Source organism: Acinetobacter sp. RRD8, from assembly GCF_031844225.1.
Lineage (GTDB): Bacteria > Pseudomonadota > Gammaproteobacteria > Pseudomonadales > Moraxellaceae > Acinetobacter.
Window position 1 is genome coordinate 446,253 of record NZ_JAUZUU010000001.1, and the last position, 19,033, is coordinate 465,285.

Below are 19,033 nucleotides of genomic sequence, written 5' to 3' on the forward strand. Positions count from 1 at the left end.
TGCTCGGATGATGAATTACATCATGCCGCCCATGCCGCCCATGCCGCCCATATCAGGCATTGCAGGTTTGTCTTCTGGGATTTCAGTGATCATGCATTCAGTGGTCAGCATCAAGCCAGCAACAGAAGCCGCGTGCTCAAGTGCAGAACGCGTTACTTTAGCAGGGTCAAGAATACCCATTTCCAGCATATCGCCATATTCGCCAGTTGCAGCATTATAACCGAAGTTACCTTCGCCATTCTTCACAGCGTTGATCACTACAGAAGGCTCATCACCTGCGTTAGATACGATTTGACGAAGTGGTGCTTCAATCGCGCGGCGAAGAATGTTGATACCTACGTTTTGGTCATCATTCGCGCCTGTTACACCTTCAAGTGCAGATGCAGCACGTACCAGTGCAACACCACCACCCGCAACAACACCTTCTTCAACCGCAGCGCGAGTCGCATGAAGCGCGTCGTCTACACGGTCTTTTTTCTCTTTCATTGCAACTTCAGTTGCAGCACCGATTTTGATGACAGCAACACCGCCAGCAAGTTTCGCTACACGCTCTTGAAGTTTTTCTTTGTCATATTCTGAAGTAGATTCTTCGATCTGTGCACGGATTTGCTGTACACGGTCAGCGATTTGGCCAGCATTACCAGCACCATCTACAATTACAGTATTTTCTTTAGATACAGTTACTTTATGTGCTGTACCCAAGTGATCAAGCGTCGTTTGATCCAGCTGCATGCCGATTTCTTCAGAAATCACAGTACCGCCAGTCAAGATCGCGATGTCTTGAAGCATAGCTTTACGACGATCACCAAAACCAGGTGCTTTCACCGCACATACTTTGATAATACCGCGCATGTTGTTGACAACAAGCGTCGCAAGCGCTTCGCCTTCAACATCTTCAGAAATGATTAAAAGCGGTTTGCCAGTTTTAGCAACAGCTTCAAGTACTGTAATCAATTCACGAATATTGCTGATTTTTTTATCAACAAGAAGAATGAATGGATTTTCAAGTTCAGCTGTTAAAGTATCTTGCTTGTTCGCGAAGTACGGAGAAATATAACCGCGGTCGAACTGCATGCCTTCAACTACGTCAAGCGAATCTTCGAAGCCTGAACCTTCTTCAACCGTGATCACGCCTTCTTTGCCCACTTTTTCCATTGCTTGCGCAATCAGCTGACCTACAGTCGTATCAGAGTTAGCAGAGATCGAACCTACTTGTTCAATCGCTTTAGAGTCTGATGCTGGTTTTGCAGTTGCCTTGATGTTTTCAACTACAGAACGTACCGCAATATCGATACCGCGTTTCAAGTCCATTGGGTTCATACCCGCTGTTACTGACTTGATGCCTTCATTCAAAATTGCTTGTGCCAATACAGTTGCAGTCGTTGTACCATCACCTGCGATATCGTTAGTTTTTGAAGAAACTTCACGAACCAGTTGAGCACCCATGTTCTCGAACTTGTCTTTCAGCGTAATTTCTTTGGCAACAGTGACACCATCTTTAGTGATGTGCGGTGCACCAAAAGAACGGTCGATAACAACGTTACGGCCCTTAGGACCCAAAGTAACCTTTACTGCATCTGCAAGGGTGTTTACACCAGCAATCATTTTTGAACGAGCTGAATCACCAAATTTTACGTCTTTAGCTGACATATTTGACTCCGAATATTGTTGTATCTTTACAAAATCTGATTTGGAACGAATAAAACTTTTTAGCGCAGATTAAGCTTCTAATACCGCTAAAATGTCAGATTCTTTCATGATTAAAAGCTCTTCGCCGTTTACTTTTACAGTAGTACCTGCATAAGTACCGAACAATACTTTGTCGCCAACTTTTACGTCTAACGCGCGTACGCCATTGTCAGTGATTTGACCATTACCAACTGCAATGATTTCACCTTGAGCAGGTTTTTCAGCAGCCGAACCTGGAAGTAAAATGCCCCCAGCTGTTTTAGTTTCTTCTTCAACACGACGAATAACAACGCGGTCATGTAATGGACGAATGTTGCTCATAAATAACTCCATCAGACTAAGTCTTTTTTAGGTCACTGATGACGACTTAATTATTCCATGGGTCATCATCAAAAATTTTTGATGTCACTTTTATGGAGATGGAATAAAACGCTTCAAGGGCAAAAATGAAAAAAAATTGGTTTTTTTTAACGAATCATAGGTTTTCGTCTATTTATTCGGCAGATCAGCCTTCAACATAAAGGCTTGTGCCACTTCATCGAATAAATATTGAGAAATTTTTCCTGTGGCATCAATCAGATTAAAGCTGTTCGGTTCATCTTTATGTAGACGATTTGACGCAGAAGTCCCTGCATGTACATCATATACAGGATGATCCATCCCCAATCCGAACATCTGATTCAAATCATAAATCGCCGGTTGATGCAGATGCCCATGCAACACCGCAAACAGACCATGCTCTGCCCAGGCCTCTAAAGCAATTTTGGCCATCAATGGGCTGTCCTTGAAACCGCGCTTATTTTGAAAAGGCACATAAAAAGGCTGATGGCTGACAATGATTTTTAATTTGGACGCAGGTGCCTGCGCCAGCGTCAGGTCAATACGCTGAATCTGCTCAAGGGATAAATGCCCTTTGGTATGATATCGACGTCGGATCGAATTCACCCCAATCAGATAAAAATTTTCAGTTTCAAATATTGGCTCCAATTCACCAAAAAAAATCTGGTAACGGGTAAATGGATTGAAAAGCCGATTCCACAAATGATAGAGCGGAATATCATGATTCCCCGGGATCACCATATAAGGCGTATTGAGCTGATCTAAAAATTTTTTGCAGGCAAAGAATTGACCCAAACGTGCGCGCTGAGTCAGGTCACCACTGATGACGACGGCTTCAAGTGGATGGGTCTGACAGAAATGCCGAATCGCTTCTAAACACTCCGGCTTCTCTGTTCCAAAATGCAGATCAGACAGATGCAGGATCATGTGGCACCATTACGTTTAGGCTATCTTTTAATACAGAAATATTGAGTGGCGGGGCCATTTCCACAATTTCCCCATCAATCGCTACCATCAGTTTCTTGGCTCGGGATTCGATTCGAACTTGATCGGCTGCAAAACTATAAACATCCGATGCCTGGTCAATCTTGCCACGAATCAGCTGATACACTAGCTTAAATAAAGTAAGCTTATCACTTTTAGAAACTACAACTCCCGCCACTTTGCCTTTTTCAGCCGCTTCTGCAATGCGCATTTTCATATCCGCCAGTTGCAAGGGATTATTGCCAAAAAAAATCAGTGGTGTTTTTACCGGATATTTCTTTTGATCCACCCAGATTTTTAGTTTTAATTCTTTACGGTCGCGAATTAAAACATCCAGTGCAGAAGTATAGGCATGTAGCGGTAAGCGACCAAAAATACGATTATAGTCTTCACGTTTTTTAATAAATAAAGGATATAGACCTAAACTGGCATTATTCAGATAAATTTCCTGATTGATCCGGGCAACATTCATACGTTGTGGCTGTCCTGTCGCAATCACTTTTGCCGCTTCAAGCAAATCCAGCGGAATCCCCAATAATCTCGCCACATAGTTAAAAGTCCCTAAAGGCAAAATACCGACAGGAATTTGCGTATTCAACACATGTTTGGCGACTGTATTTAAAGTGCCATCTCCGCCTGCCGCAACGATGATTCCTGACTCGCTAGATGCCAAATGCTGTTCAAGCACCTCAACCATAATTTTATCAAATTGCTGTGAATCATTGATTTCATAAGCTTTAGTTTGATAACCCTGCGCTGAAAATATATCGATCAGCTGTTCATAAATGCCTTCTGGCCCCTGTATGCGAAAACCAGCTTTATGATTAAAAATCAGCGATAAGGGTTTAGATTGATTAGACATTTTTCGCGCAATTTCATTGAAGCCTATTGGCATTTTGTCCAATTCATAGACAATTAACAGTGGCTTTATGTAAAATTCAAATGGCAACCATTTATTTAATCAATAATGAATATTAGAGATCTTATAAAATTAAGATAATGATTTTAATATTAATTTTTAAAATAAATACCACTCATCATTTAAATAAATAGAATCAATAATTCAAATATTTAGTTTTATCTTGTTGTTTTACTTATATTTATAAATAAAATAGCATTATATTCCAAAAGAAATCTAGCACTTCTTTGGTCTTATTTTTTTTATCATTTTATGCTTTAATACAGCCACTTTTTTTCATATTTCATCTGGGCGATATTTTTTATTGCTCGGATTGTACTTTGTACATCTAATTTGTACACATTTGAGATAGGCCTCACCATGACCCAAGTGAACGCACCAGAATTCGTTCGTCACCCTAAGCTTATTGCTTGGGTGGAAGAGATTGCTAAATTAACAAAACCAGCAAAAATTGAATGGTGTGACGGTAGCGCAGAAGAATATCAACGTTATATCGACTTGATGATCGCTAACGGCACAATGCAAGCGCTGAATCAAGAAACTCATCCTGGTTCTTATCTTGCAAATTCTGATCCTTCTGACGTAGCACGTGTTGAAGATCGTACTTACATCTGTTCTGAAAACAAAGACGATGCTGGCGCGACCAACAACTGGGAAGCACCTGCTGTCATGCGCGAAAAATTGAACGATTTATTTGACGGTTCAATGGCAGGTCGTACACTTTATGTGGTTCCATTCTCAATGGGTCCATTGGGTTCTCATATCGCTCATATCGGTATCGAGTTAACTGACTCTCCTTACGTTGCAGTAAGCATGTCTAAAATGGCTCGTATGGGTAAAGCTGTTTATGACGTTCTTGGTACTGACGGTGAATACGTTCCTTGCGTACACACTGTAGGTGCTCCGCTTGCGAACGGCGAAAAAGATGTTGCATGGCCTTGCAACAAAGAAAAATACATCGTGCATTACCCAGAAACTCGTGAGATCTGGTCTTATGGTTCTGGTTATGGCGGTAACGCATTGTTGGGTAAAAAATGCCTGGCATTACGTATTGCATCATTTATGGGTCGTCAACAAGGCTGGTTAGCTGAACACATGCTGATCCTTGGCGTGACCAATCCACAAGGCGAAAAACACTACATCGCAGCTGCATTCCCATCTGCATGTGGTAAAACAAACTTCGCTATGTTGATTCCACCAGCAGGCTATGAAGGCTGGAAGATTGAAACTGTAGGTGACGATATTGCTTGGATCAAACCAGGTGAAGACGGTCGCTTATATGCAATCAACCCTGAAGCTGGCTTCTTCGGTGTAGCGCCTGGTACCAACACCAAGACCAACCCGAACTGTATGGCAACCATGCACAAAGACGTGATTTATACAAACGTCGCTGTGACTGACAACGGTGAAGTATGGTGGGAAGGTCTGACTAAAGAAGCGCCTGCCAACCTGACTAACTGGAAAGGTCAACCACACACTGGCGAAGAAAAAGCAGCGCATCCAAATGCTCGTTTCACAGTTGCAGCTGGTCAATGCCCTTCTATTGACGCTGACTGGGAAAATCCAGCTGGCGTGCCAATTTCTGCGTTCATCTTCGGTGGTCGCCGTGCAGACACTGTGCCTCTAATTTCAGAAGCATTTGACTGGGTTGACGGTGTTTACAAAGCTGCAACGATGGGCTCTGAAACAACTGCTGCTGCTGTTGGTCAACAAGGTGTTGTTCGTCGTGACCCGTTCGCGATGCTTCCATTCGCGGGCTACAACATGGCAGATTACTTCACGCACTGGTTAGAAATGGGTGAGCAAGTGGGTGCGAAAGCTGCTGCTGCTGGCAACAAACTTCCAGGTATCTACAACGTGAACTGGTTCCGTCGTGATGCTGAAGGCAACTTCGTATGGCCTGGTTTCGGTCAAAACATGCGTGTTCTTGAGTGGATCATTGACCGTTGTGAAGGTCGTGCTGATGCTGTTGAAACACCAATCGGCCTAGTTCCTACTTACGAACAGCTGAACTGGACTGGTTCTGACTTCACTAAAGAACAGTTTGACCTAGTAACTTCTCAAGACAAAGATCAATGGATCAAAGAGCTTGAAAGCCATACTGAATTGTTCGATAAGTTAGGTGAGCGTTTACCGGAAGCGTTAAAAACTCGTCAAGCAGAACTTATTGCTGCGGTTAAATCTGCTTAATTGCTGATTTAATTAAAAAAGGTCGCGTAAGCGGCCTTTTTTATTGGCTGTTTAAACAATTGATCACAATTGACCAGAGCAGCAGTTTAAGCAAAATATGGCATACTTAAGCCAAGACTTCAGGAACTATAAATATGAAAAGAACAACAGTAATTTTGGCTATGGCTGCGAGCAGTTTCGTACTGAGTGCATGTCAGACCACACCCCATCAATTCAATGGACAAAGTGGCTATGAAATTCTGGAACGTTCAGGCAATACAGCAACCTTGAGCTACACCCTCTCAGGACGACCAAGCCAGGATGAAAATCGCTTGCAAGCCGCTTGCAGACACGTATTAGGAAATTCCAAAACTTACAACATCCAGATTTTAAGCACCAATGAAATTTCCAATCCAACTGCGGAACAGGAAAACTATGGCCGCCAACTGGGTAATAGCCGCACGCAAATCAGCTTGAGCAATACGCCTGATTTACATAATAGCGAGAACCCGGGTGCACGCGAAGCTTTAGAAGCCCGCCCTACGACCATGCGGGTTATTCGTTATACCTGTTCTTAATATCTGATACTTAGTTACTTAATCAGAGTAAGACAATCAAAAAGGGCCTAGTGCCCTTTTTGATTTTTTAAATTTAACGTGTTTTATAGAAACTGACATTACGAAATTCGGGCGATTCATCCAAATCCGGCCAGGTCGTCGCACTACGCTCATCCAGTTTTTCATATTGAGGATGACTAAAGTTTTTTACCCGACTGTCTGCAACCCACACCTCAGGTGCAAATTTTAAAAACTCATCCAGGAAGAAACGGTTACATTGATCATAGAGCACATCTGCGGCTAATAAAATATCCACTTTCTCTGCCTTATATATGTCATCCAGATATTCAAGCTCGACATCATTTAGCTCTGCATTGGCACGACAGGCATCTAGACTAACTTGATCGATATCACAGCAGATCACACGTTTTGCACCTGCCATTTTCGCCGCAATGGCAACTACGCCCGATCCCGCCCCAAAATCCAAAACTACTTTGTCTTTAACATGATGCGGCTCTGCCAATAGCCACTGCGCCATCGCCAAGCCTGAGGCCCAGCAAAAGATCCAGTATGGTGTATCATTCCAAATGCGACGAATCACATCATCATCCAGCTTATCTGTTGGGAATACTGGCGGAATCAGCCACAGGGAAATGGGTGTATCCGGCAATTGCTGTGCATGTAGCTCACAGTGTGGAATCACATCATGCAAGGCTTTTAGTAGATGTTCTGGGGCTTGAGGGAGTCGGAAGGTGCAGCTCATTAGATTTCTTTTAATTAGTATTAATGTCTTTGAAGAATCTCCCCTAGCCCCTCTTTAAAAAAGAGGGGGAAACTCCATCCAAAAATAGTGATCAGAGTTCCCTCCTTTGAAAAAGGAGGGTTAGGGAGGATTTGATTAACCTAAAGCTTTTTCAGCAGCTTCAACCGTTTGACGGATTAAAGTGGTAATCGTCATTGGACCTACACCACCCGGAACTGGTGTGTAAGCAGAAGCAATTTCTTCAATGCCAACAAGTTGGATATCACCAACACCACCGCCATCACGTGGATGGAAACCAGCATCAACAACCACTGCACCTTGTTTGATCCAGTCTTTTTGAATTAATTCTGCTTTACCTACCGCACCGACAATGATATCTGCTTGCTTAACAAAGCTTGCAAGATCTTGAGTACGTGAATGGCAAATGGTTACGGTTGCATTCGCTTCTAGCAGCATCGCAGCCATTGGTTTACCCAAAATTGCAGAACGACCTACAACTACCGCATGTTTACCAGCGATTTCAATGTTGTTCTCTTTCAGGATAGTCATAATACCCGCAGGCGTCGCTGAACCATAGGCTGCCTCACCCATTGCCATACGACCATAGCCCAGGCAAGTGACACCATCTACGTCTTTTTCAAGCGAGATTGCATCGAAACAGGCACGCTCATCAATTTGCGCAGGAACCGGGTGCTGAAGCAGAATACCGTGCACATCAGGATTTGCATTTAATTTTTCAATTTCAGCCAATAATTCTTCAGTTGTGGTTTCTTTAGGAAGTTCCACTTTGAGTGAATCCATACCAACACGGCGGCAGGCATTGCCTTTCATGCGAACATAAGTTGCAGATGCACCATCGTCACCTACCAAAATCGTCGCAAGAATTGGAGTACGACCTGATTTTGCTTTCAGCGCTTCTACGCGAGTAAACAAGTCAGCTTCAATTTGCTTCGCCAATGCACGACCGTCTAGAACTAATGCCACGGCACTTCTCCCAAGTGTTGATATGAATCAATTTTGCACATTCTACATGAATAATTTAAATATTTTCCGCCAGATGATGTTTTTATGCGCATACAGATGAATACACTATTGTTTTTTTTTCTGAGCTTGCTAATATACGCATCAACAAGACGCGGCGGGGTGGCAGAGTGGTCATGCAGCGGACTGCAACTCCGTGGACGCCGGTTCGATTCCGACCTCCGCCTCCATCTTGTTAAAGCCCGAGTGGTGAAATCGGTAGACACAGGGGATTTAAAATCCCCCGCCCACAAAGCGTGCCAGTTCGAGTCTGGCCTCGGGCACCATTCTTCTACTATAGAAAGATGGTGCAAATAAAGAACCCAGCGAAAGCTGGTTTTTTTATGCCTGTAATTTAGTTAATCAAAAAATAAGTAAATTAAATTCCTATTTACAGCGTCATCATTAATCAGGCCACCCTGCTCTGCTTTCTCAATATTATCCAGCAGAACGTAAATATCCTTGCAAATCCTGTTCCAGTTTCTGCTGAAAATGAATCGGCTCAATAATTTTCACATAGGGCAACCAGTAACGCACCAAAGGCAACAACTGCATTTCGTGACGAATCTGGCAACTGATCACTAACTCTCCAGTCTCGGCTTCCTGCTCGATCTGCTGTTCTGGAAATAAACGGCGCTCTTTAAAAAAAACCCTGACTTCAGGTTGTACCTTGATTAAGACTTGCTGCTTTTGCTGCCCAAACCAGATGCTGTCTTCATCTGCCAGCATTTTCAGCACTTCAGGATCATGCGCAAAGCTCTCTGCTTCAGAAACCAGCTTGAGCTGTTGCACCTGACTTAAGCGATAAGTGCGCAACTTGTCCTGATCTACCCCCACCAGATACCAGATACCATGATGGTGAATCAAGCGATAAGGCTTAATGATTCGCAATTGATCTGAATATTGCAACTCAACCTGCTGACGTTTATAGATTGCGCTTGCAAGCAACTTGAAATGTTCGGCAAACTGTTTGGCATCTTCAAAATAATAGCCTTTTGCCGAAAATACCTGATTTGCCCGCTCACCCAGCAGTTCACGCATAAAAGACATATCCAACGCCGGATACAACTCACTGATCCCCGAAAGCTGGGCAAAAGTCTGGATATCCTGCAATTTAAACCGCCCTAAATAAGAGGGTTCCAGATAATATCGTTTCTGTTCATCTTGAAGTAAGGGCAAGTAAGAGCCTAGACGATCAAAATCACGCTCAATGGTGCGGGTACTGACCTGAAATTCTGCAGCTAGCTCTGCAGCCCGGAGTTGATATCCGATATTTAATTTGGTCAAAATTCTGGCTAAACGCTCTGCAAGACGCTCATGTGTTGAAGCTGGGCGCTTCATAAATCCCCACTTAATACATTCTCATGTACTTATTTATCGCTAGATGTTGAATGATTATACTGAATGCCGATCAATGAATAATATTAGGACAAAGTCTAAGATATTTTTTTGCATCAGATCTTGACCCTTTATTCACCCTAAAAATACAAGATCTTATTTGGATTTTCTGGATGCTTTCTTGCTTGAATGACGATTTTGTATTGTTAATCTTTCTATATAACGCTCCAGATGCAGCATCGCCCGATACATTTTATGTAACTCTACCCAGCTGATGGTTCCGCGAATAATCATTTTATGAATACGTCGTAATGCTCTTAAACTATGTTTTGAACTATATGCTGTTGAAATAATTTTCATCTTATTTTCCCTCTCACATTCATGTGAATGTTTAACCATTTGGTCGGAATTATCTATACATGCAATTTACGTGTCATAATTGACAGGTTGTGTCGAACAGTTAACATTTTTAATTTTTATTCAAGATTTTATATATTTATTTGTAATAATATTTTACTTAAAATTAAAAAAAGCCAGTAAAATTACTGGCTTTTTTTGAATCACTTATCTCGTATTAAATAATTTCAACTACAACTTTACCCACATGCTCTCCAGTATCCATTGTGGCATGGGCATCCTGAATCTGATCGAACTTAAACGTTTTATAGATCATCGGGAGACATTCGCCTTTTGCCCACAATGGTGTAATCTGCTCTTTCAGGCCTTGTGCAATTTCCGCTTTTTCAGCCGTGCTGCGTGCACGCATGGTCGAACCGGTAATGGTCAGACGTTTCATCATGATTTGACCCAGTTTGACTTCTTTGGCCTTGGCACCACCCAAGAAAGCGATATAGACCAGACGTCCATCACGGCGCAACAAATTCAAATTACGCTCTAAATATGGTGCACCGACCATATCTAAAATGACATCGACACCACCATTGTCAGTGGCTTCATTAATAACTTGCTCAAAGTCCTGAGTTTTATAATTAATAGCCGTGGTTAAATCAGAAATAGCCGCAACTTTTTCATCTGAACCGACAGTTGCAAAAGTTTTGATTCCGAGTGATTTACACAACATTAAAGCAGTCGTACCAATCCCGCTCGTTCCACCATGTACCAGTACAGTTTCCCCTGCTTTGGCCTTACCCATCTGGAACACGTTCGCCCATACAGTAAAGAAAGTTTCAGGAATGGCCGCTGCCTGTACAAAACTTACGCCTTCAGGAATATTCAAGGTCTGGCTTTCAGGTATGACGCAATATTCAGCATAACCGCCACCATTGGTCAAACCACAGACTTGATCACCAACTTTAAACTGACTTACATCACTACCAATCGCAACCACCTCACCTGCCACTTCCAGGCCAGGAACTGGCGTTACCCCTTTCGGCATCGGATATAAGCCTTGACGCTGCAGGATATCTGGACGGTTAATACCAAAGGCATGAACTTTCACCAGAACTTCATCTGCTTTAGGTTCAGGTAAAGTCACCGTTTCATAAGCGAGTTTATCGACACCACCTGGTTCTGTAATAATGACTTGCTGCATGGTTTGTTGCGACATGATTTCTTTCCCTAATCTATGCATTTCATATATCTTGGACTTATTTGAACATAGTTAGCATGAGGAATGAAGCTACATCGGACTTATGTATAATCGGGGGACTATTCAGGAAATTGATAATAGGCCAACCATGACCCAAGTGATCGAATATAACGAAAACAATTACAGTGATTTTGAGTGGTTTGAAGGTTTTGCCGTGATTCGCTTTTATGCAGACTGGTGCAAGCCCTGTGTTCAGAATTTTCCGGTCTTTGCCGAACTGGCGACATACTATGCTGAGGTAAATCCTGAAGTTAAATTTGGCAAGATCAATGTGGATCAGTCTCCGATTTTAACCTTGCGCTATAATGCCTATGGTTTGCCTTCTACGCTTATTTTTAGAAATGGAGAAATTATTAAAAGGATTGCAGGCGTGAAAAGTTTAACCGAAATGAAAGCAATTCTGGCCTTAGTCCTCAATGATTCTTATGAATAATTACCCATGTGAAGCCAAATCTAACAAAAATATTTCTTTTAGCTCACTATCTAAATACGGAGCCTTTAATTAACTACGCCCTTTATATTCCTTTACCATTCGATCACTCACATCTTCCGGATAACACAGCGGCGCATATCCGCCTGCACGATTATAAGCACTACGCTTACCACAACGACTACCATTACTTGCAGTATTGTAAGGACACGGACAATTTCCCGGATAATTCTCAATCGACTGCTGGATTATTTTTTGCTTGATTGCTTCAACGCTTTGGCTGCTCTGTTTGGCTTCAGCTCCAAAAGCCACACACAAGCCAGCCAGCAATATTAATTTTTTCATATATTCCCCAAATCTAGGGAGTATTGTATTAATTGACTAGTAAATTGAAAGATCACATTTTGACTAATCGAATGATTTTCATGCAATCAAAATTTAGGCAATAAAAAACCCGCTTTTCAGCGGGTTTCTTCAAATCAGTCCAGTCTTAAAGACGAACCAATTCCACAATCTTCTCAGCAAGTTCTTCAACTGTATCTACGGTTAAAGTCGTGTCTGTACCTTCAGCAGCATCGGTAATCACAACCACACCAGTTTCACGAACCAGTGCAACCTGCTCCGCATTCAAACCTGCTTTAGCAATAGCAACGATCCCTTGCTGAATCAGCAAGCTTTCTAGCGCCTGAGCATTTTCCAAAGCTTTACCAGATACAGTCATCGCAGCAGGTTTTTGACCCAAACGTGCCGCACGTGCTTCTGCAGTGACAGGCTCATCGTGTGCAGACCATTCAACTGATTCTTCCACCATACCAGCACCAATCGTCACGTTATTCAAACGATCGATGAAGATAAACGAACCGGTGAAACGGCTGTCTTGATAACGGTCAAAGACCACTGGTGCATCAAATTCAACAGTCACATTGGCGATTGCATTTAGCTCAAGTTTATCCACCTGAACTTTTTCCAATGTGTTAACGTTGGTACGGTAATGAATTGCCGTTACTTTTGCCGGAACGGTTTGCGTACCAATCTTGATGTTGTACAGCTTACCCAGTACAAGTGGTTGATCTGCCATCCACACAACAGTCGCTTGAACTGAACGGGAAATATTTGGAACAGCTTGATCCGCACGAATTAACACGTTACCACGTGAAATATCAATTTCATCGTTAAGCGTTAAAGTCACTGCCTGACCTGCAACTGCATGCTCAAGATTGCCATCAAAAGTGACAATTTCTTTGACAGTCGATGATTTACCAGAAGGTAATGCTGTTACGGTATCGCCAACATTGATATCGCCAAGTGCGATCGTACCGCAGAAACCACGGAAGTCGAGGTTTGGACGGTTCACGTATTGCACAGGGAAACGGAAATCCTGCTTCGCTGAACTACGGTTAATTTCCACCGATTCAAGTGTACCCATCAGCGTTTCACCAGTGTACCATGGCGTATTGGCTGACTTGTTCACCACGTTATCGCCATTCAATGCAGAAATAGGCGTAAAGATGATATTGCTTGGTTTGCGATCGCCCAATTGTGCAACGAATGCCGCATATTCAGCCTGGATTTCATTGAAACGTGTTTCAGAGAATTCCACCAAGTCCATCTTGTTGATTGCAACAATGATGTTTTTGATACCGAGCAAACTCGCAATAAAAGTATGACGACGCGTCTGGGTTTGCACGCCATAACGCGCATCAATCAAAATGATCGCAAGATCACACGTCGATGCACCAGTTGCCATGTTACGGGTGTACTGTTCATGTCCCGGCGTATCCGCGATGATGAACTTACGCTTTTCTGTCGAGAAATAACGATAGGCCACATCAATGGTAATACCTTGCTCACGCTCTGCTTGCAAACCATCGACCAGAAGTGCCAAATCAGGTGCATCACCTGTCGTACCGACTTTCTTCGAGTCACGGGTCACGGCCTGTAATTGATCTTCATAAATCAATTTTGAATCATACAGCAGACGACCGATTAACGTCGATTTACCATCGTCCACGTTACCGCAAGTCAGGAAACGCAACAGGTCTTTATTTTCATGTTGTTTCAGATAGCCCAAGATATCTTGGCTGATTAAATCAGATTGATGAGACATCGCTCAAAGCTCCACATATTCTTTAGAAATCGGTTGTTTTGAATCTTTTTTTAATCTCCCTAAATCCCTCTTTAATAAAGAGGGACTTTATCTCCGTTCTGATTTAGGAGTTCCCCCTCTTTTTAAAGAGGTGAGCAGCATTGCTGCGCAAGGGGGGAGATTAAATTAGAAGTAGCCTTCCTGCTTCTTCTTCTCCATCGAGCCTGCTTCATCATGGTCAATCATACGACCTTGACGCTCAGAACTGGTTGCCAGCAACATTTCCTGAATAATTTCCGGCAAGGTATTGGCTGTAGATTCCACAGCACCTGTTAATGGATAACAACCCAACGTACGGAAACGTACCGATTTCATTTGTGGAACTTCACCTTCTTTTAAAGGCATACGTTCATCATCAACCATAATAAGTGTGCCACTACGTTCAACCACAGGACGTTCTGCAGCCAAATAAAGTGGTACTAATGGAATACTTTCCAAATAGATGTATTGCCAGATATCCAGCTCAGTCCAGTTAGATAATGGGAATACACGAATACTTTCGCCCTTGTTCACTTTACCGTTGTAAAGATTCCAAAGTTCTGGACGCTGGTTTTTCGGATCCCAACGATGTTTCGAATCACGGAATGAATAAACACGTTCCTTGGCACGTGATTTTTCTTCATCACGGCGCGCGCCACCAAAAGCAGCATCAAAACCGTATTTATCCAGGGCCTGTTTTAAGCCCTGAGTTTTCATGATGTCGGTATATTTAGAACTACCGTGGTCGAACGGGTTAATACCTGCCTCAACCCCTTCTTTATTCTGATGCACGATCAAATCGAAACCATGGGTTTTCGCCATATTGTCCCGGAAAGTGATCATGTCTTTAAACTTCCAGCCTGTATCGACATGTAATAATGGAAATGGAAGTTTTGCTGGGTAGAACGCTTTTAGCGCAAGATGCAGCATGACCGCTGAATCTTTACCAATCGAATACAGCATGACCGGATTTTCAAACTCGGCAGCAACTTCGCGGATGATATGAATACTCTCAGCTTCAAGCTGTTTGAGATGAGTAAGTCTTTCCTCATTTAACGACATGGACAACACCAGCTTAGAAAAACGTGTACTTATGACACTTTTGAAAATTTATATTCATTATAGTGATTTACTTATCCTATCCATTGCTTGTTTTATGATATTGATATATTAAAAGCTCATATAAAAATTCATCAATAATGAATATCAGTTTTTATGAATCAATAATTTGCACAATTCAAGCGATGATATTGTGTGGTAGAGGTATATATTAACCTGTCGCTAAACCAATAAAATCCTAGGAAAATAATCTAAAGTAGTGGTTCTCAAATAGTTAAAAAATTACTAGAGTAAGACTCAATTCTCCCTCTTGATATACTTCATTTATGCCCTATAGCGCTTTTGATCTCACCACTGTAAAAACCCGTCTGGAACAGGCCCAGCTTGCTGGTTATATTTATCAGCACCAGCAACATATTTTGGTCTTGCAAGAACCTTTCAGTGATGATGGCAAGCCTTTAAATATCTATCTGCAACACGAGCTGACCGCGGATCAAATTGGATTACAGTTTGGTCTGCGTTTGCAAGAAGGTCATTGGGAATTTCTAATCGGCGTTACTTATAGTAACCAGAACGCAGCTTACGAAATTGGTGCTGGCAACCTCAAAGGTGATCAAAAAGCCTTTAACTTATTATATGCCTTTTATAATTATCCTAAAGCGTTCTATCTAGTGGCATTACCTTTGACAACCAACAGTCAGATTTTGGAGCAAACCTTGCAAAAGCAGCTTTTCAAGCAGCCTGATCTCGACTTCCTGAATACTGCAGTCAAGATTAATCCTATGGGCGAACAAGTCAAATGGATGCAACAGTATATTCTGCAACAGACTCTAGATATGAAAGTCCGGATTCAGACTGCCCTACTTTAAACTTGAACAGAAAAATTTGGAGATACTCAGGTCGATGTATCTCTATCCTTTCTCAGGCAAGCACACACAGAATGCCATGCTATTCAGAATTCCTATTGCCGCTATGGCATCACTTGCTCAAACATCCAGTTAGCTTCTTATAGTTTATTATTAATTTTAATAGTTCAATAAATATTAAATAATCAACATATTCAATCCTTGTTTGTAAGGTTTTTTGTTATTTTTTTGCATACAAAATCAGCAATTACTGTTATCGTTATATCAATAAAAACTTTCAGACACTTTTCCTAAAAACATAATTATAGAGATAAAGAAATGTGGGAACTGTTTACGCATCCATCAAATATCGTATTTAGTATTAGCCTGAGCCTAATGCTGATGTTTGCTGCACTAGAATGTATTCTATTGCTGCTCGGCGGCGGCTCTCAGCATATCTTCGAACAGTTTTTACCTGAAGATTCCCTGCAACCGGAAATAAGCCCGGATCAGTCTCCCGGTGTTTTCAGCAAAGTATTTGACTGGTTATATCTGGGGCGTCTGCCTTTATTTATCTGGCTAATCATTTTCCTGACCAGTTATGGCTTGAGCGGTTTATTGATTCAGGGAATATTTGAGCGCCTGACCAGTCAGCTGTTTAACGTCTGGCTGATTTCTCCAGCCTGCCTGTTTCTGTGTATGCCTGTGGTGCGCTTTCTTGCCATGGCCGCCAGTAAGCTCCTGCCCCAAGATGAAACCTCTGCGATTCATAGCGATGAACTCATCGGACGTACCGCGACCATTATTCTGGGAGATGCCAAAGTGAATTCTCCCGCACAAGCCAAAGTCCGGGATCAACATGGCCAGACCCATTATGTGCTGGTCGAACCAGAAAACAATCAAGTTTTAAATCAAGGCCAGAATGTAGTTCTAACCCACAAAACCAAGAACGGCTTTCAAGCCATTGCACTTTAATTTTATTTAGCTAGCACTCAATTGAGACTTTACAACAATGTTAACATTTGATTTATATAATATTTTAATTATTGCGGGAATTATTTTTGTGGCACTGGTGACCTTCGGTCTCATCATTGCACGCTTATACCGTCGTTCAAGCAAGGAAATTTCCTTTGTGCGTACCGGTTGGGGTGGAGAAAAAGTGATTTTAGGTGGAGGCGCAATCGTGCTTCCGGTGTTACATGAAATTATTCCGGTAAATATGAACACCCTACGTCTTGAAGTCCGCCGTGCTGATGATCAGGCACTGATTACCCGTGACCGTATGCGGGTCGATGTCATGGCCGAATTCTATGTACGGGTCAAGCCTACCGCAGATTCAATTGCCACCGCAGCACAAACCCTTGGTCAAAAAACCATGTCACCGAATGAACTGAAAAATCTGGTGGAAGGTAAATTTGTTGATTCACTGCGCGCAGTGGCGGCAGAAATGGCCATGGAAGAACTGCATGAAAAACGCGTCGATTTCGTGCAAAAAGTTCAGCAAGTCGTTTCAGAAGATTTACATAAAAATGGTCTGGAGCTTGAAACGGTTTCCTTGACTGGACTGGATCAGACCGGATTTAAATACTTCAATCCGCAAAATGCGTTTGATGCTGAAGGTCTGACCAAGCTCACTGAAACCATTGAAGACCGTCGTCGTAAGCGCAACCATATTGAACAGGATACCGATCTGGCGATTAAAACCAAAAATCTGGAAGCTGAACAGGCGCGCCTGCAAATTATTCGTGAAGAAGAATATGCCAAACTGCAACAAGAACGTGAAATTGCCATTCGCCGTGCTGAACAGCTGGCTGAAATTGCCGCTCAGGAAGCCGGCAAAAAACGTGAAGCAGAAGAAGCACAAATTGCCGCTGAACGAGAAGTCGAACTCAAGCGTATTTTGGCCGCTCGTGATGTCGAAAATGAAAATATTCAAAAGGCTCAGCTGATTCAAAAAGCACAGGTCGAGCAAAAGAAAACCATTGAACTGGCTGAACAGGACCGCGCCATTGCTATTGCGGAAAAATCACGTGCTGAATCTGAAGCTAAAGCCCAAGCTGATCAGGCACGTGCACAAGCGGTAAAAGCGGAAGAAGAAGTCATTACCGTACGTCAAATCCAGCAGGCAGAGCGTCAAAAGGCAGTTGAGCTGGTCGCAGCCAAAGAACACGCTGAAAAAGATGCGATTGCAATTACAGTTGCTGCTGAAGCTGGCAAACAGGCGGCAGCAGATGATGCAGAAGCTGTGCGGATTGCGGCTGAAGCCGAAGCAGAAAAAGTCCGCCTTAAAGCCAAGGGTGAAGCGGATGCAAAAATCCTACTGGCTCAGGCAATGGAAAAACAGTATCAGGTGGATGCTGAAGGTACGCGTGCGGTCAATGAAGCCAATAACGTCCTGTCACATGAACAGGTCGAAATGCAGATTCGTCTGGCCATGCTGAAATACTTGCCTGAAATTATCCGGGAAAGTGTCAAGCCAATGGAAAATATTGATGATATCAAGATTCTCCAAGTGAATGGCCTACATGGCGGTCATACCGGTGCCTGTCAGGCAGATGCCCATCATGAGAATGGTAATGTTGCTCTATCAGATCAGGTAGTGAATAGCGCCCTACGTTATCGTAGCCAAGCACCGCTTATTGACAGTCTGATGAGTGAGCTTGGTATTCAAGGTGGTGATATCAACGGCATGACTCAGAGCCTTAAAGCCAAAACTGGTACATCTGCCTAATATTACTTACTCAAAAAAGCGGTCATTGGCCGCCTTTTTAATACCTATTCGGGGATAATTTTCAATATACGCTTATATATCTTATTTATTTCTTTATTAAGATTTGAAGCCGATGATGTTTGACATCATATACTGCTTCACTTCATCCATTTGGATATTGACTGTTCGTCAGAAATTATGAGATTCATCGATTGCTAGACTTGGTCTTCTATAAAAAAATTCTTATAGTAACTTAATAGTCTCAAGTAGCATTCTAAAATGGCTTACTACTATTCAGTTTCCACCTATAACAAAAAATTCCTACTCACCCTCTTGGCATGCCTAGGTATTCCAATGAGTGCCTGTGCAAATAATCATGAAGATTCCAATGCAATTCACTCTCCCTCTCATCCTATTAATGTCATTATAGAGCCGTATTTGAATCAACCCACAAATATAAAAAAATTGTTTAAGACT

At 42.4% G+C, this 19,033-nt stretch carries 18 protein-coding genes and 2 tRNA genes; 8 read left to right on the forward strand and 12 right to left on the reverse strand.

What is annotated here, in order from left to right; genetic code table 11:
- Positions 1-15 precede the first annotated feature (15 nt).
- The 4 genes from groL to Q9R24_RS02245 form a co-directional block, all read right to left on the reverse strand.
- Entirely contained in the window at positions 16-1,650 is a 1,635-nt protein-coding gene (groL, locus tag Q9R24_RS02230; protein ID WP_004279474.1) for a chaperonin GroEL, read from the reverse strand.
- A gap of 69 nt (positions 1,651-1,719) precedes the next feature.
- A complete protein-coding gene (gene groES / locus Q9R24_RS02235; RefSeq protein ID WP_004646315.1) occupies positions 1,720-2,010 on the reverse strand; it encodes a co-chaperone GroES in 291 nt (96 codons plus the stop codon).
- A gap of 168 nt (positions 2,011-2,178) precedes the next feature.
- Positions 2,179-2,955 (reverse strand): metallophosphoesterase, encoded by a 777-nt coding sequence (locus Q9R24_RS02240; protein WP_004646314.1) that lies wholly within the window; start codon positions 2,953-2,955, stop codon positions 2,179-2,181.
- Positions 2,936-3,874: a diacylglycerol kinase family protein gene (locus tag Q9R24_RS02245; protein ID WP_034438446.1), complete on the reverse strand. Its 939-nt coding sequence runs from the start codon at positions 3,872-3,874 to the stop codon at positions 2,936-2,938. Before Q9R24_RS02245 ends, Q9R24_RS02240 begins: the two co-directional genes overlap by 20 nt.
- A gap of 417 nt (positions 3,875-4,291) precedes the next feature.
- Between Q9R24_RS02245 and Q9R24_RS02250 the strand changes: the two genes are divergently transcribed.
- Together Q9R24_RS02250 and Q9R24_RS02255 are read left to right on the forward strand one after the other, a co-directional pair.
- Entirely contained in the window at positions 4,292-6,121 is a 1,830-nt protein-coding gene (locus tag Q9R24_RS02250; RefSeq protein WP_311203626.1) for a phosphoenolpyruvate carboxykinase (GTP), read from the forward strand.
- 134 nt (positions 6,122-6,255) lie between these two features.
- Positions 6,256-6,678, forward strand: coding sequence for a hypothetical protein (locus tag Q9R24_RS02255; protein ID WP_004646311.1), 423 nt, complete (start codon positions 6,256-6,258; stop codon positions 6,676-6,678).
- A 73-nt stretch (positions 6,679-6,751) separates the two neighbouring features.
- Here the strand turns inward: Q9R24_RS02255 and Q9R24_RS02260 are convergent, their stop codons facing one another.
- Together Q9R24_RS02260 and folD are read right to left on the reverse strand one after the other, a co-directional pair.
- Positions 6,752-7,420 carry a 50S ribosomal protein L11 methyltransferase gene (locus tag Q9R24_RS02260; RefSeq protein ID WP_311203627.1) on the reverse strand — a complete coding sequence of 223 codons (669 nt, stop codon included), beginning with the start codon at positions 7,418-7,420 and terminating at the stop codon, positions 6,752-6,754.
- Between the two features lie 135 nt (positions 7,421-7,555).
- Entirely contained in the window at positions 7,556-8,404 is an 849-nt protein-coding gene (gene folD / locus Q9R24_RS02265) for a bifunctional methylenetetrahydrofolate dehydrogenase/methenyltetrahydrofolate cyclohydrolase FolD (RefSeq protein ID WP_004646309.1), read from the reverse strand.
- A 153-nt stretch (positions 8,405-8,557) separates the two neighbouring features.
- Between folD and Q9R24_RS02270 the strand changes: the two genes are divergently transcribed.
- Positions 8,558-8,631 (forward strand) — tRNA-Cys (locus Q9R24_RS02270).
- 10 nt (positions 8,632-8,641) lie between these two features.
- Positions 8,642-8,727: transfer RNA gene (locus Q9R24_RS02275), tRNA-Leu, on the forward strand.
- Positions 8,728-8,878: 151 nt separating this feature from the next.
- Here the strand turns inward: Q9R24_RS02275 and Q9R24_RS02280 are convergent.
- The 3 genes from Q9R24_RS02280 to Q9R24_RS02290 all read right to left on the reverse strand — a co-directional run bounded on the left by Q9R24_RS02280 (position 8,879) and on the right by Q9R24_RS02290 (position 11,345).
- Entirely contained in the window at positions 8,879-9,781 is a 903-nt protein-coding gene (locus Q9R24_RS02280; protein WP_311203628.1) for a WYL domain-containing protein, read from the reverse strand.
- A gap of 153 nt (positions 9,782-9,934) precedes the next feature.
- A complete protein-coding gene (locus Q9R24_RS02285; RefSeq protein WP_004646307.1) occupies positions 9,935-10,138 on the reverse strand; it encodes a hypothetical protein in 204 nt (67 codons plus the stop codon).
- 214 nt (positions 10,139-10,352) lie between these two features.
- Positions 10,353-11,345 carry an NAD(P)H-quinone oxidoreductase gene (locus tag Q9R24_RS02290; RefSeq protein ID WP_311203629.1) on the reverse strand — a complete coding sequence of 331 codons (993 nt, stop codon included), beginning with the start codon at positions 11,343-11,345 and terminating at the stop codon, positions 10,353-10,355.
- A gap of 130 nt (positions 11,346-11,475) precedes the next feature.
- On the opposite strand from Q9R24_RS02290, the gene Q9R24_RS02295 reads away from it, so the two are divergent.
- Positions 11,476-11,820 carry a co-chaperone YbbN gene (locus Q9R24_RS02295; RefSeq protein ID WP_004646305.1) on the forward strand — a complete coding sequence of 115 codons (345 nt, stop codon included), beginning with the start codon at positions 11,476-11,478 and terminating at the stop codon, positions 11,818-11,820.
- Positions 11,821-11,889: 69 nt separating this feature from the next.
- On the opposite strand, the gene Q9R24_RS02300 is transcribed toward Q9R24_RS02295, so the two are convergent.
- The 3 genes from Q9R24_RS02300 to cysD form a co-directional block, all read right to left on the reverse strand.
- Entirely contained in the window at positions 11,890-12,162 is a 273-nt protein-coding gene (locus Q9R24_RS02300; RefSeq protein ID WP_004279462.1) for a hypothetical protein, read from the reverse strand.
- 145 nt (positions 12,163-12,307) lie between these two features.
- Positions 12,308-13,924: a sulfate adenylyltransferase subunit CysN gene (gene cysN, locus Q9R24_RS02305; protein WP_253098973.1), complete on the reverse strand. Its 1,617-nt coding sequence runs from the start codon at positions 13,922-13,924 to the stop codon at positions 12,308-12,310.
- Positions 13,925-14,089: 165 nt separating this feature from the next.
- Positions 14,090-15,004: a sulfate adenylyltransferase subunit CysD gene (cysD, locus tag Q9R24_RS02310; protein WP_004730252.1), complete on the reverse strand. Its 915-nt coding sequence runs from the start codon at positions 15,002-15,004 to the stop codon at positions 14,090-14,092.
- Between the two features lie 323 nt (positions 15,005-15,327).
- Here cysD and Q9R24_RS02315 point away from each other — a divergent pair, with 323 nt between their 5' ends.
- From Q9R24_RS02315 to Q9R24_RS02325, 3 genes are all read left to right on the forward strand, one after another.
- The gene (locus tag Q9R24_RS02315) at positions 15,328-15,870 is read left to right on the forward strand and encodes a hypothetical protein (RefSeq protein WP_311203630.1); all 543 of its coding nucleotides are present in this window, start codon (positions 15,328-15,330) and stop codon (positions 15,868-15,870) included.
- A gap of 315 nt (positions 15,871-16,185) precedes the next feature.
- Positions 16,186-16,821 (forward strand): YqiJ family protein, encoded by a 636-nt coding sequence (locus tag Q9R24_RS02320; RefSeq protein ID WP_311203631.1) that lies wholly within the window; start codon positions 16,186-16,188, stop codon positions 16,819-16,821.
- Positions 16,822-16,858: 37 nt separating this feature from the next.
- A complete protein-coding gene (locus Q9R24_RS02325; protein ID WP_311203632.1) occupies positions 16,859-18,577 on the forward strand; it encodes a flotillin family protein in 1,719 nt (572 codons plus the stop codon).
- Positions 18,578-19,033 lie beyond the last annotated feature (456 nt).